This is a genomic window from Methylomonas defluvii (assembly GCF_033949435.1).
In the GTDB taxonomy this organism is placed as follows: Bacteria; Pseudomonadota; Gammaproteobacteria; order Methylococcales; family Methylomonadaceae; genus Methylomonas; species Methylomonas defluvii.
Window position 1 is genome coordinate 52,435 of record NZ_JAXARY010000013.1, and the last position, 15,897, is coordinate 68,331.

Sequence of the window (15,897 nt, forward strand, 5' to 3'; positions counted from 1 at the left end):
ATGTTTTCACTATTTCAACCAAAGGAGAACTTATGTCTATCAAACGAATGGTCGACCTGGATTTGGCCGGCAAGCGCGTGTTAATCCGCCAAGATTTGAATGTGCCGGTCAAAGACGGCAAAGTCACCAGTGACTTACGCATCCAAGCCAGTGTGCCAACCGTGGAAGCCGCATTGGCCGGCGGCGCGGCAGTGATTTTGATGTCACATTTGGGCCGTCCCACCGAAGGCGAGTACGACGAAGCATCAAGCCTTAAACCCGTCGCCGAGCGTTTTTCACAGTTACTAGGTCAACCGGTACGTTTGGTGAAAGATTGGTTGGAAGGCGTGGAAGTTAGACGCGGCGAAGTCGTATTGTGCGAGAACGTGCGTTTCAATAAAGGCGAGAAGAAAAACAGTGCCGAACTAGGCCAGAAAATGGCCGCGCTGTGCGACATTTTTGTGATGGATGCCTTTGGTACCGCGCACCGCGCCGAAGCCTCGACCCATGCCGTAGCCGAACACGCCGCCGTCGCATGCGCCGGCCCACTACTGGCGGCCGAACTGGACGCTCTGGGCAAAGCCCTGGAAACTCCTGCCCGGCCGTTAGTTGCCATCGTCGGCGGTTCCAAAGTCTCTACCAAATTGACGGTGCTGGAATCCTTGTCGTCAAAAGTCGATCAATTGATCGTCGGCGGCGGCATTGCCAACACCTTTATCGCCGCTGCCGGTTACTCCGTTGGTAAATCCCTGTACGAAGCGGATTTAATCCCGGAAGCCAAACGTCTGATCGCTTCGGCAAAAGAACGCGGCGCGGATATTCCGGTACCGGTCGATGTGGTCTGCGCGAAAGAATTTTCCGAGAGCGCTGCGGCTACCGTGAAAAACGTCGCCGACGTGGAAGCCGACGACCTGATCCTGGACATTGGACCGGAAACCAGCAAGCAATACGCCGAGATTCTGAAAACCGCCGGCACCATCGTCTGGAACGGCCCGGTCGGCGTATTCGAAATCGACCAATTCGGCGAAGGCACCAAATCTCTGTCGTTAGCGATTGCCGAAAGCCCTGCCTTCTCCATCGCGGGCGGCGGCGACACCTTAGCGGCGATAGACAAATACGGCATCGCCGATAAGGTGTCTTACACCTCAACCGGTGGCGGCGCGTTCCTGGAGTTCCTGGAAGGTAAAGAATTGCCGGCGGTCGCTATTCTGCAGACTCGCGCTTAACGCGTTAGCTTTGCAGGTTTAATCGACCCTGCCAGTCTCTTATTATCTGAAATTGGGTACCAGTTGATCCGCATGAAAAATTGTTGATCGACTGGTTGCAACCCGTTGCCTTCTATCACCCACAGTGATTCCATGGCTGTAATTCGATCTTTACCAGACAAAATCTTTTCGTCATCGATGATATACAGAAGGGACAATTATATGCATATCAATAAATTACTTCTTCAAAGAGTATTTTTGGTAAATAGACGAAAACCATCTCATAACTAACCATGTGATGAACGAATGAAACTCCTAGCGGAACCGTCTCGATTCATCCCGTTCCTAGGCATTATTGCGCTGATAGCAGTCGGAATACATACTTCATTTGAATGTACTTCTCGAGATCCAGCTGGCTCAGCTATAAAATGGATGATTGTCTATGTGTCGCCACTGTTGCTCGTTGCCCTCGCGGTCGCTGTAGGAAAAATAAAATCAGCTGCTTTATTTTCTGCCTACTTTGCGATTTCAGTAGGTGGTTATATTGAGTACGGCTATTATTTGTCAGGCGGCCCCAGCCAAATATTGATCTTGGTAATTAGTCTTGTCGCATACTGGATAAGTGGATTTATAGCACTGTTTTCTTTCGATGAATCCAAGCCATGAATTTTGTTGGCTTAGGCTTTCCACATAACTGGACGCTTAAGGGGACGCTGCTCGCCCCATAGCTCCAAGCCGACGCCCTCGATTCCGCTATCGCTGCATCGAGGCTCCGAACGCCAACACCCTTCAATTGCCGGCATGAGCTTGATGGCCGGCAGGATAGCAAGTAGCCTCGATGTAATCGAGGTTTCGAAGACCAACCCCCTTCAATTTCCGATGTGGGCTTGATGACCGGCAGGCCAACGCCCTCGATTCCGCTATCGCTGCATCGAGGCTACAATGGCCTGACTTCAATCGACGTAAGGAATGGCGATGGTGGCGTATCGGCGTAATTTCGTGGCGGGTGGCACCTACTTTTTTACGGTGACTTTGCGTGATCGTCGGGCGCGTTTCCTGGTCGAACATATCGGCGATTTACGCCGAGCATTTGCGCAAACCCGCGCCCGAAAACCCTTCGTGATTGAGGCTATGGTGGTATTGCCCGATCATTTGCATGCCATCTGGCGTTTGCCGGAACACGATACCGATTATCCCGGACGTTGGAAATCGATCAAATCGCTGTTCACTCAAGCGCTGAACAGCCATGGTATCGATGTCGGCAAACGGCATGACGGCAGCGCATCCATCTGGCAACGCCGTTATTGGGAACATACCATTCGCGACGAACAGGATGGGTTGCATCACATCGATTACATTCACTTCAACCCGGTGAAGCACGGTTGGGCGCAATGCGTGCAAGATTGGCCGTTTTCATCGTTTCACCGTTATGTCCATCGCGGTTGGCTCCCTCTGAACTGGGCTGGCGAGAATGTTGCCGATCAGAGTTTCGGCGAACCGTAGCCTCGATGAAATCGATGCTCCGAACGCCAACACCCTTCAATTGCCGGCATAAGCTTGATGGCCGGCAGGATAGTTCGAACATCGCCTGACGCCCTACCCTAGCCCGACCGCTTCTGTTTCATCTTTCCGAATGCGCTATGGATGATGCCGTGTTTCGAAAATCACGATTCGACAGCGACTGCTTTGGGCCCCGTAAAGCGTTTCCAAACTGCCTTGCCCAGATTATTGAAATCGTCCAGATAGGTGTAAGCCACCGGAATCACCAATAAACTCAGCAAAGTCGACGTCACCAAACCGCCGATTACGGCGACGGCCATCGGGCTGCGAAAGGAGGAATCGGCGTTGCCCATGCCTATCGCAATCGGCAACATACCGGCACCCATCGCAATCGTGGTCATCACAATCGGCCTGGCCCGTTTGTGGCACGCATCCAATAGCGCATCCACCCGGCTCAAGCCCTGCTCGCGCCGAGCAATGATGGCGTAATCAACCAACAGGATGGAGTTTTTGGTGGCTATCCCCATCAACATCACCAAGCCGATCAACGACGGCATCGAAAACGCCTTGCCGGTCAACAGCAGTGCGACGAAACCACCGCCAAACGACAGCGGCAATGCCGCCAAAATGGTGATGGGTTGCAGGAAGTCTTTAAACAGCAACACCAGCACGATGAAGATGCACAACACACCGGTCAGCATCGCCAAGCCAAAACTGGCGAACAGTTCCCCCATCATTTCCGCGTCGCCGATATTGATGCGTTTGACGCCGGCCGGCAGGTTTTTAATGCTGTCCAGATTTTCCACCGCAGCGGCAACGTCACCCAGCGGCTGGCCGGACAATTCGATTTCGAAATTGATATTCCGCGAGCGGTCGTATCGATCAATCACGGCCGGTCCGCTGGACAGTTCCAGTTTCGCCACCTGGCCGACCATCACAGCGCCGATGCCGGGCTTGGCGGACGGCACGGCCAAGCGTTCCAATACGCTCAAATCTTGCCGGCCTTCATCGGCCAGTTTGACGACCATCGGCACCTGGCGTTGCGCCAGATTGAGCTTGGATAAAGACCAATCGTAATCGCCCAAAGTGGCGATGCGCAGGGTTTCCGCTAGTGCCGTGGTGGTCACGCCCAAATCGGCGGCGCGGGCGAAGTCCGGCCTTACCGCTATTTCCGGCCGCACCAGCGCGGCGCTGGAGGCGATGCTGCCCAGGCCGGGAATGGTTCTAAGGTCGCGTTCCAGATTGCGGGCGGCGGCGCTCAAGGCTTGCGGATCGTCGCCGCTCAATACCAACACGTATTTTTCGCCGGAAGCGCCCAATCCCACCTTGGTACGCACGCCGGGCAGTTTTTGCAGGGCCTGGCGGATATTTTGTTCAATGGCCTGTTTACGCACCGAGCGATCCTGGCGATTGGCCAAGGTAATCGTCAGCGTGGCCTTGCGAACCTCGCCGGCGCCCTGGTTGCCGGCCATCGGGTCGCTACCCGCTGAACCGCTGCCGATGGTGGTGTAAATCGTTTTCACATAGTCGATACCGGCAATCAATTGCCTGGCCGCTTCGGCGGAAGCGCGCGTTTGCGCCAGACTCGAACCGGGCGGCAGTTCCACGAACACCTGGGTCTGTGGGTTGTCGTCGGCCGGGATGAAGCCGGTTGGCAATAGCGGAATCAAAAACAGCGAGCCGATAAAAAACGCTGCCGCGCCGCCCATTGTGGCCAACCGATGATGCAGGCACCAGCCCGCCAACTTCATATACGTGCGCATGACCGCACCTTCCTTGGGCTCAGAATGGTCGATGTCTTTTAGAATATACGCCGCCATCATCGGCGTCAGCATCCTGGCGACCACCAACGACGCCATTATCGCCAGCGCCGCCGTCCAGCCGAATTGCTTGAAAAACCGCCCAGCCACACCGCTCATAAACGCAGTCGGCAGAAATACCGCGACCAGCGCAAACGTAGTCGCCACCACGGCCAAGCCGATTTCGTCCGCGGCCTGCATCGCGGCTTGGTAAGGCGTTTTGCCCATCCGCAGGTGGCGGACGATGTTTTCCACTTCGACGATGGCATCGTCGACCAAGATGCCGATTACTAACGATAAGGCCAACAAGGTGATCACGTTGAGCGAAAAGCCCAAATAATCCATGCCCAGGAAGGCCGGAATCACCGACAGCGGCAATGCGACAGCCGAAATAAAGGTAGCCCGCCAATCGCGCAAGAACAGCCAGACCACCAAAACCGCCAGCAACGCGCCTTCGTAAAGCATGGTCATCGAGCCTTGAAATTCTTCCTCGACCGGGGTGACAAAGTTAAACGCTTCGGTGAATTCGATATCCGGATTGGCGACACGCAATTCGGCCAAGGCCTTTTGTACGCCGGCGCCGACTTCGACTTCGCTGGCGCCCCGGCTGCGAGTCACTTCAAAGCCCACCACCGGTTTGCCGTTCAGCAGCGCCAACGCGCGCGGTTCCGCTACCGAGTCGTCGACCTTGGCGACTTGATCGAGCCGAATATGGCGGCCATCGGCCAGTGAAATCTGCAAGGGCCGTATTTCCTCGACCGAGGCCACGTTGGCCAAGGTACGCACCGGTTGCTCGCCGCTACCCAAATCGATCCGGCCGCCGGCGCTCTCGCGCTGGATTTGCCGCAATTGCCGGGAAATGTCCGACGCCGTGGCGCCCAAGGCTTGTAGCTTGACCGGGTCCAGCGCAATCGTTACTTCCCGGCTGACGCCGCCCACCCGATTGACCGCACCGACGCCGCGTACCGCCAACAGGCGTTTGGCTACCGTGTCTTCCACAAACCAGGACAGCGCTTCTTCGTCGCGCTGCGGTGAACTGACGGTTAAGGCCAAAATCGGCGAACCGGCCAAATCCAGTTTGGTGACGACTGGATCGCGCAGGTCGCCCGGCAAATCGGCGCGGACTTTGGACACTGCCGAACGCACATCGTCCAAGGCTTCCTGCACCGGTTTTTCCAGACGAAATTCGGCGGTAATCGTGGCGCTGCCGTCCTGGACCTTGGAGGTGATGTGTTTCAAACCCTGCAAGGTGGCGATGGCGTTTTCGATTTTCCGTGCCACCTCGGTTTCCAGTTGCGACGGCGAAGCACCGGGCAGCGAGGTCGAAACCGTGATGGTGGGCAAATCCAGATCAGGGAAGTTCTGGATTTTCATCGATTTAAAGCTGAGCAAACCGGCGAAACTGAGCAGCACGAACAACATCATCGCCGGAATGGGGTTACGGATACACCAGGCTGAGACGTTCATTGTGTCACCACCCGCACGCTATCGCCGTCTGCCAAAAACGAGGCACCGCCAGCCACCAACCGGTCTTCGGCGGCCACGCCGGCTAAAATTTCCACCTGGTCGCCGTTTCTGCGGCCCAATTGCACTTTGACCTGCTTGACGCGAGCCCGGTCTTCGGTTTGTTCGGTCAACAAGAATACATAACTAAAGCCATCCCGTAGCGACAGCGCCTCTTGCGGCACCGTTAGCGCCGTGGAACTGCCCAATTCAAATTCGCCGCGGGCGAACATACCGGCACGCAAACCGGTCTGCGCGGCATGAGGTAAGTCAACATAAACCAGGCCATTGCGATTTTGCACATCCAGGGTAGGCGCCAGGAAACGCACTTCACCGTCGATACTGCCAACATTCGGGACCTCCACCCTCACCTTATTGCCCGGTTTCAGTTGCGTCATTTCGGCGGCGGTAAGCTCGCCGCGCCATTCCAGGCGGTTTTGCCGAATCAAGCGAAACAATTCCTGACCTTTCGTGGCGACCGCGCCCAAGGTGGCGCTGCGCGCGGAAATCACGCCGTCGTCGCTGGCCAATACCTTGGTGTATTTCAGGCGTAACAATTGCGCATCCAACTGCGCTTTGGCGGATTGCAGTTTGGCCTCTGCGGTTTTCGCGCCGGTCAGGTACTGGTCCACTTGTTGCGCACTCAACGCTCCGGATACCGAGACCTTGCGAGCCCGCTCGGCGTTAAGCCGCGCTTCGGCCAGATTGGCTTCGGCTTCGGCCACTATTCCCCGGGCTTGCGCGACATCGGCCAATACGCTTTCGTCCGAAAAGGTGGCCAACACCTGGCCTTTTTTAACGGCTTCGCCGATTTGCACGTTAACCGCGCTCAGGCGCAGATCGCCGATTTCGGCGCCGATCACGGCTTCCTGCCAAGCCGCAATCGAACCGTTAGCCGTGAGACTGAGCGGAATATCATGCGTCTGCGGACGGATCGCGGACACACTGAGCGCCGGATTGGCAGCCGGTGCTTCGGTAGATGGCGCGGGCTGGCTGACGCGGCCGATCGCTACACCAATGCCGATTAATAGTAGTAAGGCGGCGAATAGCACGCCTATTTTTCCCTTGGTCATGAGTTTCCTCCGTTGAGCATGTCGTTTTGATTCGGATATAAATGCGTGTTGCCGATGACTCTAAGTTTGGCTGGGCCTGCTGCTGCCGCTTCCGGATTCGGCGACTCGCCAGCATCGGTCCAGCCTCCGCCCGCCGCGCGATACAGCGCGATCCAAGCACCGACCTGTTCCTGCTCCAGTTCTTCTAGCGCCAATTCAGAGGCCAGCACGTTGCGGCGGGCAGTTTCCACATCCAGCAAATTACCCAGTCCGCTTTGGTAGAGCGTTTGCAGCGCCTGAAAGTTTGCCCGGTAACCGCTGACCGCCTCGCGGCCTTGCGGCAAGCGTTGGCGGGTGCTATCCAGACGCACCAGGGCGTCTTCGACTTCCTTGACCGCCGTGCGCACTTTGGCGCGGAAACGGCTTTCCGCTGCTTGGTATTGCACCTTGGCAACTTCCACGTCGGCCGCGCGCTTGCCGGCGTCGAACAGCGGCAAGCTCAGCGTTGGCCCTATCGCCCAAGTCTGTGCCAGCATCAGCGCCGCGCCGTTGATGTTTTGCAGGGTCGGGGTGATGTTGCCGGACAGGCTCAGTTTCGGAAATTGTTTGGCCCGTTGCACACCGATATTGGCGCTGGCCTCGGCAAGATCGCGTTCGGCAGCAGCCACATCGGGCCGTTGCAATAACACCTTGGCCGGTAAGGACGCGATTTCGAACGCTGGCGGAATGGGCAGTTTCGCCGTCTGATCGGCCGAGCCGTTCAGTAACGACCGCAAGTCGGCTTCCGCGAGGCCGGTCATCGCCACCAGGCTTTTGATGGAACGTTCGCACTGGGCTTGTTGTTGCAGCAAGGTTCTGCTGCCTTCGGCGGCACTGGCGGTAGCCAAGGCTACATCGCCCGGTGAGCGGAACCCGCTCTGGCCGGCAGCCGCCGCTACCCGCGCCGATTCGCGGCGCGAATCGCTGTCGGTACGCAATAGTTGCACTTGCGCTTCGCAATAGCGGTAAGACAGGTAGGCATCGGCCACTTCCACCGCTACCGCGACCCTGGCGTCGTGCCAGGAGGCGTTGCGCGATTCCAGTTGGCTTTGGGCCGCTTCCTGCTGCCGGGCCAAACCGCCGAACAAGTCTATTTCCCAGCTGGATTGCAGTCCGGCCGAGAATTGGTTCCAGATGAACGGCGTGCCGCCAAACGAAGACGAGGAGCGTTTGGAGGCGAACTCTGAATCCAGTTTCGGCAGGATGGCCGCATCGGCGCCCACGAGATTTGCTCTAGCTTCTTCGATGCGCGCTCTGGCGTCGGCGACCGAGGCGCTCACCTGTTCGGCGGCGCTTAACAGGCGAGTCAGAGCCGGGTCTTGAAAACGCTCCCACCAGCGCATCAGCTCGGCGGGGTCGCCTTGATGCGCCTGTTGGCGCTTGGCCGCATCGGCTTGCGGCGCTTGCCAGCTCGCAGGCGCCGGCAATGGTTCTGTTTGATAATCAGGGCCGACGGTCGTCAATAAACCGCCGGACCCGCAAGCCGAAAGCAGCAAGGGGATCAGACTCAAACCCAGCGGCCGCGAGATATTATTGTTCATGGTCGCCATCCCGAGCCCGGCGCGCGGCTTCGCCTTCGATCATGGCCAGTGCGTAGCCGGCCAGACGTTCCGCTAGTACGTCGATGTTTTGTGGAGAATTTAAAATTTGCGGGGAAATCATCGAGATGACGTCTTGTCCCACATAGAAATGCACCGCCATGCCTATCATCGCGAAAACCAGCCGATGCAAGTCGTCGTCGATGCCGCTCAATCCCAAATGTTCCTTGAGCAGCAACACCAGGGATTCATGCTGCGGTTTGATTTCCGCATCGATTTCCTGCTGCCAGGCGCCCGTCGGCTCGATCATCTCCCGGAAGTGCAGCTTCATCACAAGCCCAAAGTCCTCGCCTTCTTTCAGCGGCTCCAGGAATTCGCTGAAAAACCGGGTCAATACTTCGGGCAACGGTAAGTCGGCATAGGCCGCGACATCGGAACCGCAACGTGCGTCGCCCATCGGTTCGAAGAATGCGGCGCGATATAGACCGGCCTTATCGCCGAAGTAGTAGCGAATGGCCGAAATATTGGCGCCAGCCGCCTCGCAGATTTCCCGCGTGGAGGCCGCCTTGTAGCCTTTTTCGGCAAACAGCCGCAACGCTGCCATGACCAGCCGGCTGCGTGCGTCGTGAGTTTCGGTTTCGGAGTTTTCAGGTGCGACCATGCTGCCTCTGCGGAAGTGCTTGTTAGAAAAAATCAATCGATTGATTTAAACAATATCAATCAATCGATTGATTGTCAATTTTTGGATTGTGTTTAAAGGACAACTTTTCCTCGATTCCTACCGAAGAATGACTTCCATTGCAGCTGATTTGCACAGAAAAATCAGGTCATATGCCACAGGTAATTGCGTTAAATGACATAGTTTTAAACGTAAGTCTCCCCCTACACCTCCCCTCAACAACCTTACAGCCGAGCACTATTGGAATTGGACGGCTTTATGCGTTTATTGGCACACAGCTTGCGGCAGTTTCCGTCTTTCGTTCACAAAAATCCGGAGCTAGTCGCTTGTCCGTCATCGCCATTAAGCACGATCAGATAGCCGAATTATTTCTGACTCATAAAGAAGCCATCGTCGATTTTTTGCTGCGCAAGGTAAAGTGCCCCGATGCCGCACAAGATCTGAGTCAGGAAACTTATTTGCGTTTGCTGGGCAAGGACAGTCTGACACACACCGACAATCTGCCCGGTTATTTGTTTCGTACCGCCGAACGCCTGTCGATAGACTTTATTCGCCACCATCAGCGCAGCGGTGCAAAAACCCAAGAATTGGACGACGAGCTGACTTGCCCGCTGATGCAACCGGAAGACTTTGCCATTCTTAGCCAACAATGCGAACGCCTGTTGCAGGCTATCGCCAGCCTGCCGCGGCAATGCCGGCATATTTTGCTGCTGCGCAAGATCGACGAACTCACTTATGCCCAAATCGCCGGAAAACTGGGTATTTCCGAGAAAACCGTGCAACGCCAATTGGTCAAGGCCATGTTGCACTGCCATCACATGCTAATCGGCACGCAGCACTAAACCGGCCAATCGATGACGGCGCCCAAGCTTTCGCAACCGCCAAAAATTCTTCAGCAAGCCGCGACGTGGTTTGTGGAGTTACAGTCTGAATCCTGTGATGAGCAGCGGCGTCAAGCATTCGCGCAATGGCTTCTGCAAAATCCAGCGCATCAGACGGCTTACGACGACATCGCCAGCCTTTGGGGCAATCTGGACGAGCTAAAAACCACTGAGGTCGCCGGCTTGAATACCGCGCGTTCCGCAAGGCCCCGCGTCTGGCGAAACGGCAAAATGTTAACCATTAGCCTGCTGCTTGCCACCGTGTTGACCGGCGCATGGCTGGACTTCAAGGCACCCAGCACAGTTTACCAAACAGGCATAGGCGAACGGCAAACCGTGCAACTGGCCGACGGTTCCCAACTGCAATTGAATACCGATACACAACTGCGCGTACGTCTGTCCTGGTGGCGCCGTGAGATCGAGTTGCAGCAAGGCGAAGCCATGTTCAACGTCGCCCATCAGGCCTGGCACCCGTTTACCGTTCATACCGGCAATCTACAGATTAAAGACATCGGCACCGTGTTTAACGTGCGGCATGATAATCACGGCACCGCCGTATCGGTCTTGGAAGGCGAAGTTGCCCTACATGCCGGCCGCAGCTGGTTTGGCGAAAATTTACCCGCCGGCTTCAGCCGCAAAATAGATGCGGGCGGCCACTGGCAAAAACCCGAAAAAACCAATACCAAGCAAGTGGCGGCATGGCTCAACGGCCAACTGTTGTTCGACCACACGCCGCTGACGGAAGTCGTCGCGGAATTGGAGCGTTATCACGCCGTGCGTTTTGCGTTTGCCGATCCTGCCTTGGCCAAGCAAACCCTGAGCGGCAGTTTCAATAGCGCCGATCTCAAGCCGTTTCTGCAGGCCCTGGAAAAAATCCTGCCTATCCGCGTGCAGCGCCAAAAACAAACCGTCGTGCTTTACAGCCGCTAACAAACAGGTGTTCGTGTTTGGGTTAAAAAAATATTCCCCAAACCTGTCCAGTTTGACCTGTCTGCTTCGTTAATGGGGTATGGCGAGTCAAAAAATATTGCCACCCACGACTAACAGGAGACGATCATGGATTGCAAACTTAACACCACACCCGCGAAAAAACCGCGCCGACAGGCGCCCCTGCTGGCGTTGGCCCTAGCCGCTTCAATCGACGCAAGCGCGGCAGGCAGCACCAGCGCAAGCATAGACCTTCCCGCTCAGCCGCTGGCAGCGACGCTGGAGAACTTGGCAAAGTCCACCAATACCAAATTGATCTATGCCGACTCGATGGTGCAAGGCTTGCAAGCCCAGCCGCTGAAGGGCCAATACACTGTACAACAGGCGCTAGAAAAAGTGTTAAGTCAGAATAGCTTACAGTACGAGCAAGTAGGCGAAGGCGTCATTGCGGTTAAAAAAGTCCCCACGCCAAAAACACCAGCCGTTAAGGACGATTCGACTTTCGAACTGGGTGCGGTCACAGTGAGTGATCAAACCGAGAGCATGAAATTAACCAGCAAGGACATTGCCACTTCAGTGGACATCATGTACGCCGATAAAATTGCCGACCAAAACGTATTAACGGCCTACGATTTGTTCCACCGCATGCCCGGCGTTCAAGTGACCCAATTCGGCCAAGGCATCACCACCGGCAAAATGTCGTTTCGCGGCTTCAATGGCGAAGGCCGGGTTAACGCGGTCAAATTATTGATCGACGGCGTACCGAGCAACACCAACAGCGGCGACACCTATTTTATCGACTCGCTGTTTCCGCTGGACATCGAGTCCATAGAAGTGGTGCGCGGCACCAACGATGCCCGCTACGGCCTGCACTCCTTCGCCGGCAACATCAGCATGAACACCACCACCGGCGGCAACTACGCTAAGGCCCGGGCCAGTTTTGGCAGTTTCAATACCCACGACATCCAATCCGGACTGGGTTACGAAAAGGACGGTTTCTCGCAGAACTATCAAATTTCCTACCGCGCCAGCGACGGCTACCGCGACCATAGCGACACCGACAAAAACAGCTTTTCCGGGAAATGGTTCTATACGCCTGACAACCAAAAATACAAAATAGGTTTGATCGCCCGCTGGAGCGAAGCCGGCGCCCAAGAACCCGGCTATATGACTTACCAGGAACAGTTACTCAATCAAACCCAAACCTTCACCCGAAACGCCACTGACGGCGGCAAACGCACGGTTGGCCAGGTCAGCACCCACTTGGACGTCAACCTCAGCCCGACCTTATTCTGGTCGTCCAAGGTCTACGGCACTTTATTCGACGACCAGCGTTATGTCACCTATGGCCCTGGCGCAGCACAGCAAGAACGCGACCGCGACGAAATTCAGTACGGCGCGATGACCTCGCTGACCTACCATCCGGTGGTCAGTTGGCTGGACGACTTTTCGCTGGAAACCGGCTTCGACTTCCAACAACAGGAAAACAAATATCTGCGTTATCTAACCGATAGCAGGGTTCGCCGTAGCAGCGGTTTGCGTAACGACGAAAAGTGGGATTTCTTGAACTACGGCGGCTACATCCAGGCGATCATCAAGCCTTTCAAATGGTTGAAACTGACGCCAGGTTACCGCGCCGACATCGTCGACGGCAGCTTCTTCAGCTATCGTCCCGGCTCAGCGTTTGGCTCCTACCCCCTTAACGACTACGGCACGATTTCGCAACCCAAAATAGGCGCGGTGATTACGCCGATAGAAGGTTACAGCCTTTACGGCAACTGGGGCCGCACCTTCCAGGTCGGCCTGGGCCAAGCCACCTTCATCGGCCGTAACCAAGCGAATATCGGCCCGTCGTTGAACGATGGCTGGGAAGTGGGTATCAAGCTGAAACCGGTCGAGTGGGCCGAGGGCCGGGTCGCCTACTGGTCGCAAAAAGCCAGCAACGAAATTAGCCGCGATCTGGCCAGCGTGGAGTCGAGCCAAATAGGCCCCACACTGCGTCAGGGCGTGGACATTGAAGTCAAGGTTTATCCAACCGATAAAGTCGGGGTTTGGGCCGCCTACTCGTTGCAGGAAGCTAAAGTCACCAATCCACCGGCGGTTTCGGCTGGCACGATGGAATACGTCGCCGGCAATCAGGTCGTCAATACCCCGAATTATTTGTTTTCGGCCGGTATCGACTACCAAATCCTGCCGCAACTGCGCTCTTCGCTGTGGACCAGCGGCCAAGGCGACTACTTTGTCGATCAAGCCAACCAACGCGGCCAATACGGCGAATACGCCCTACTCAACCTGGATTTAGGCTACCAGGTGACCAAGGAAGTGGAATTGCAATTTCAAGCTAAAAACCTGACCGACGTTCGCCGGGAATATGTTTGGTATTCCGAATCATTCGGTGCCACCGCCCAACCGTTCTTCTCGCCCGGCGACGGCATTGCCTTCTACGGCGCCGTCAACGTCAAGTTCGACTACTAAGCTCGTATCGCCATGAAATCGACGGCCAACAAGAAACAGGCTAGACGCCAATTCTGGCTGGCCGTACATTTATACCTCGGGCTGTCGTTGGGCTTGATCATCGCCCTGGTCGGCCTGACCGGCAGCCTTTTGGTGTTTTATATCGATCTGGACGAGTGGCTGAATCCACAGTTGATCATTTCCGAATCCAGCGCCCAGCGGCAAAGCTACGAGGATATTTTTCAAGCCCTACGTCGCGCGGAGCCCACGCGGCAACGCGGCTGGCGGCTGGAAATTCCCGACGATCCACAGCGCGCCATCACCGCCCGCTACTATAAGCCGCAAGAAACCGAGCATCACGGCTTTGCGCCGCTGATGCTGTCGGTCGATCCCTATACAGGCTCGGTACTCGCCAATCGTTTCTGGGGCGAGTTTGCGATGACCTGGCTCTACGACTTGCATTACAAGCTGCTACTGGATAATCCCGGCAAAATTTTGATGGCCATCGTCGGCGGCTTGTTGCTGATTTCCTTGATCAGCGGTGTTTATCTGTGGTGGCCGCCGTTGCATAAATTAAAAAGCGCCTTGAGCCTAAAGCGCCACGCCAGCCGCGAACGCCTAAATTATGATTTACATAAACTGGCGGGCGTCTACAGCTTGATCGTGATGCTGGTATTGGCGGTAACCGGGGTAGCCTTGGAGATTCCGCAATACGTCAATCCGATACTGGGCTATTTCTCGCCTTTGCAAGCATCGCCCGCACCGAAATCGGCCATCACCGAAAACAACCCGGCGCGCATCAGCCTGGATCAAGCCGCCGCGGTCGGCCAAGCCCGGTTTCCGCAGGCGCGCCTGTGTTGGATAGAGACACCGCACGACGCCAATGGCAGCTACCGCATCAATCTGCGCCAGGCCGGCGAGCCCAGTCAGCGCTTTCCCAAAACCAACGTCTGGGTCGATCAATATTCCGGCCAGGTGTTGGCGGTCAGCAACCCCGAAGAACTGGGCGGCTCGGACACAATCATCAACTGGCTGCATCCGCTACATACCGGAGAGGCGTTTGGCTTGACCGGGCAATTGCTGGTGTTGGTTGCCGGCTTGCTCTGCCCGCTGCTGTTCATCACCGGCGTGATACGCTGGCTGCAAAAACGCCGCGGCCGGCAACTGCGTCCTCGGCACCAGCAATCGGTAAAAAACTCGCCCCTACCGCCCGCCTTACAGAATCGATAAGCTCTCTATTGCCTAATTGACAGTCAATAACTCAAGTTGTCTGTCAACACCTAAGTATTTGCAGCAAATCCGCTCGACTCATCTAAAATCTGCATAAATACCTGATCTGTTTCGGTGCTGTCTGCCGCAAATAATCGCTGCCTAATTATTAATTTTATTTGGCCTATCACTCATGTCTCATAGCAATTCCGCCTCAGCCATCATTTATGCGTTCGCCGCTAATCTGGGTATCGCTTTGATCAAAACCGGCGCAGCAGTCTGGACCGGTTCCGGCTCGCTGCTGGCGGAAGCCATTCATTCCTTTGCCGATTGCGGCAATCAGGTCTTGCTGTTTATCGGCATGAAACGCTCGGCGCGGGCGGCAACCCAACACCACCCGATGGGCTATGGCCGGGAAGCGTATATCTGGTCGATGATGGTCGCGATTACGCTATTCTCGGTGGGCGGCTTGTTCTCGATCCACGAAGGTTGTTTGCGTTTTCACGAAGCGCACACCGTGGAAAACGCCGGTATGGCTTTGGCGATACTGGCTATCGCCGTGGTTTTGGAAGGTTTTTCGTTGCGCGCGGCCTTGGGGGCCATGGCAAGCGAACGCGGCGAACGGGGCATGTGGCAATGGTTTAAAGAAACCCAATCCAGCGAATTGATGGTGGTCATCGGCGAGGATCTAGCCGCGCTGCTGGGTCTGGTGATCGCTGCGGCAATGCTGGGCTTGACTATGCTTACCGGTAATTCAATGTACGACGCAGTGGGTTCGATGTTGATTGGTGCATTGTTGGTCGTCGTGGCGGTGTTAGTCGGCCGGGAAGTGCATTCTTTGCTGCTCGGTGAAGCCGATGCGGGGATTCGCGATGCCGTTCGCGGTTATCTGGAAAAGCAAGGCTGCGTCAATCGCGTACTGAATATTTGGGCTATTAGCCACGGCAGCCAAGTGATGCTGGCCATTAAAGCCGAACTGCTGGCGGATTTAAGCGTGGGGGAAGCTGTTGAATTAATTAACGGAATGGAAAAACAGATCAAAACCGACCATCCCCGCATTAATTGGGTCTTTTTCGAAATCGATAATTCTGATTAAATAATATAGTCAAATGTTTAGGCCACATATCTGGAG

12 protein-coding genes are annotated in these 15,897 nt (G+C 55.9%); 8 read left to right on the forward strand and 4 right to left on the reverse strand.

Annotation, left to right across the window (positions count from 1 at the left end; translation table 11 throughout):
- The first annotated feature begins 32 nt into the window (after positions 1–32).
- The 3 genes from QLH52_RS14490 to QLH52_RS14500 all read left to right on the forward strand — a co-directional run bounded on the left by QLH52_RS14490 (position 33) and on the right by QLH52_RS14500 (position 2,687).
- The gene (locus tag QLH52_RS14490; protein ID WP_319962043.1) at positions 33–1,205 is read left to right on the forward strand and encodes a phosphoglycerate kinase; all 1,173 of its coding nucleotides are present in this window, start codon (positions 33–35) and stop codon (positions 1,203–1,205) included.
- Between the two features lie 285 nt (positions 1,206–1,490).
- A complete protein-coding gene (locus tag QLH52_RS14495) occupies positions 1,491–1,850 on the forward strand; it encodes a hypothetical protein (protein ID WP_171694377.1) in 360 nt (119 codons plus the stop codon).
- Between the two features lie 309 nt (positions 1,851–2,159).
- On the forward strand, positions 2,160–2,687 hold the full coding sequence (locus tag QLH52_RS14500) for an REP-associated tyrosine transposase (RefSeq protein WP_425257561.1): 528 nt from the start codon (positions 2,160–2,162) through the stop codon (positions 2,685–2,687).
- Between the two features lie 161 nt (positions 2,688–2,848).
- Here QLH52_RS14500 and QLH52_RS14505 read toward each other — a convergent pair whose 3' ends face one another.
- Genes QLH52_RS14505 through QLH52_RS14520 form a run of 4 tightly spaced genes read right to left on the reverse strand, consistent with a single transcriptional unit; the run spans position 2,849 to position 9,276 of the window.
- Positions 2,849–5,950, reverse strand: coding sequence for an efflux RND transporter permease subunit (locus QLH52_RS14505; protein ID WP_319962045.1), 3,102 nt, complete (start codon positions 5,948–5,950; stop codon positions 2,849–2,851).
- A complete protein-coding gene (locus QLH52_RS14510) occupies positions 5,947–7,059 on the reverse strand; it encodes an efflux RND transporter periplasmic adaptor subunit (RefSeq protein WP_319962046.1) in 1,113 nt (370 codons plus the stop codon). Before QLH52_RS14510 ends, QLH52_RS14505 begins: the two co-directional genes overlap by 4 nt.
- A complete protein-coding gene (locus QLH52_RS14515; protein ID WP_319962047.1) occupies positions 7,056–8,618 on the reverse strand; it encodes an efflux transporter outer membrane subunit in 1,563 nt (520 codons plus the stop codon). Before QLH52_RS14515 ends, QLH52_RS14510 begins: the two co-directional genes overlap by 4 nt.
- The gene (locus QLH52_RS14520; protein ID WP_033158404.1) at positions 8,608–9,276 is read right to left on the reverse strand and encodes a CerR family C-terminal domain-containing protein; all 669 of its coding nucleotides are present in this window, start codon (positions 9,274–9,276) and stop codon (positions 8,608–8,610) included. The genes QLH52_RS14515 and QLH52_RS14520 overlap by 11 nt, the downstream gene beginning before the upstream one ends.
- A 344-nt stretch (positions 9,277–9,620) precedes the next feature.
- On the opposite strand from QLH52_RS14520, the gene QLH52_RS14525 reads away from it, so the two are divergent.
- The 5 genes from QLH52_RS14525 (at position 9,621) to QLH52_RS14545 (ending at position 15,861) form a co-directional block, all read left to right on the forward strand.
- On the forward strand, positions 9,621–10,136 hold the full coding sequence (locus tag QLH52_RS14525) for an RNA polymerase sigma factor (protein ID WP_171694371.1): 516 nt from the start codon (positions 9,621–9,623) through the stop codon (positions 10,134–10,136).
- 12 nt (positions 10,137–10,148) lie between these two features.
- Positions 10,149–11,105: a FecR family protein gene (locus tag QLH52_RS14530; RefSeq protein ID WP_319962048.1), complete on the forward strand. Its 957-nt coding sequence runs from the start codon at positions 10,149–10,151 to the stop codon at positions 11,103–11,105.
- Positions 11,106–11,231: 126 nt separating this feature from the next.
- Positions 11,232–13,577 (forward strand): TonB-dependent receptor, encoded by a 2,346-nt coding sequence (locus tag QLH52_RS14535; RefSeq protein ID WP_319962049.1) that lies wholly within the window; start codon positions 11,232–11,234, stop codon positions 13,575–13,577.
- 12 nt (positions 13,578–13,589) lie between these two features.
- Positions 13,590–14,786: a PepSY-associated TM helix domain-containing protein gene (locus tag QLH52_RS14540; protein WP_319962050.1), complete on the forward strand. Its 1,197-nt coding sequence runs from the start codon at positions 13,590–13,592 to the stop codon at positions 14,784–14,786.
- 172 nt (positions 14,787–14,958) lie between these two features.
- On the forward strand, positions 14,959–15,861 hold the full coding sequence (locus tag QLH52_RS14545; RefSeq protein ID WP_319962051.1) for a cation diffusion facilitator family transporter: 903 nt from the start codon (positions 14,959–14,961) through the stop codon (positions 15,859–15,861).
- Positions 15,862–15,897 lie beyond the last annotated feature (36 nt).

What these genes read in the sequence shown, in the direction of transcription:
- QLH52_RS14520 (WP_033158404.1), bottom strand. Translation starts at nt 9,276, where the DNA reads ATGGTCGCACCTGAAAACTCCGAAACCGAAACTCACGACGCACGCAGC.
- QLH52_RS14500 (WP_425257561.1), top strand. Translation starts at nt 2,160, where the DNA reads ATGGTGGCGTATCGGCGTAATTTCGTGGCGGGTGGCACCTACTTTTTT.
- QLH52_RS14495 (WP_171694377.1), top strand. Translation starts at nt 1,491, where the DNA reads ATGAAACTCCTAGCGGAACCGTCTCGATTCATCCCGTTCCTAGGCATT.
- QLH52_RS14530 (WP_319962048.1), top strand. Translation starts at nt 10,149, where the DNA reads ATGACGGCGCCCAAGCTTTCGCAACCGCCAAAAATTCTTCAGCAAGCC.
- QLH52_RS14535 (WP_319962049.1), top strand. Translation starts at nt 11,232, where the DNA reads ATGGATTGCAAACTTAACACCACACCCGCGAAAAAACCGCGCCGACAG.
- QLH52_RS14545 (WP_319962051.1), top strand. Translation starts at nt 14,959, where the DNA reads ATGTCTCATAGCAATTCCGCCTCAGCCATCATTTATGCGTTCGCCGCT.
- QLH52_RS14510 (WP_319962046.1), bottom strand. Translation starts at nt 7,059, where the DNA reads ATGACCAAGGGAAAAATAGGCGTGCTATTCGCCGCCTTACTACTATTA.
- QLH52_RS14490 (WP_319962043.1), top strand. Translation starts at nt 33, where the DNA reads ATGTCTATCAAACGAATGGTCGACCTGGATTTGGCCGGCAAGCGCGTG.
- QLH52_RS14540 (WP_319962050.1), top strand. Translation starts at nt 13,590, where the DNA reads ATGAAATCGACGGCCAACAAGAAACAGGCTAGACGCCAATTCTGGCTG.
- QLH52_RS14515 (WP_319962047.1), bottom strand. Translation starts at nt 8,618, where the DNA reads ATGAACAATAATATCTCGCGGCCGCTGGGTTTGAGTCTGATCCCCTTG.
- QLH52_RS14505 (WP_319962045.1), bottom strand. Translation starts at nt 5,950, where the DNA reads ATGAACGTCTCAGCCTGGTGTATCCGTAACCCCATTCCGGCGATGATG.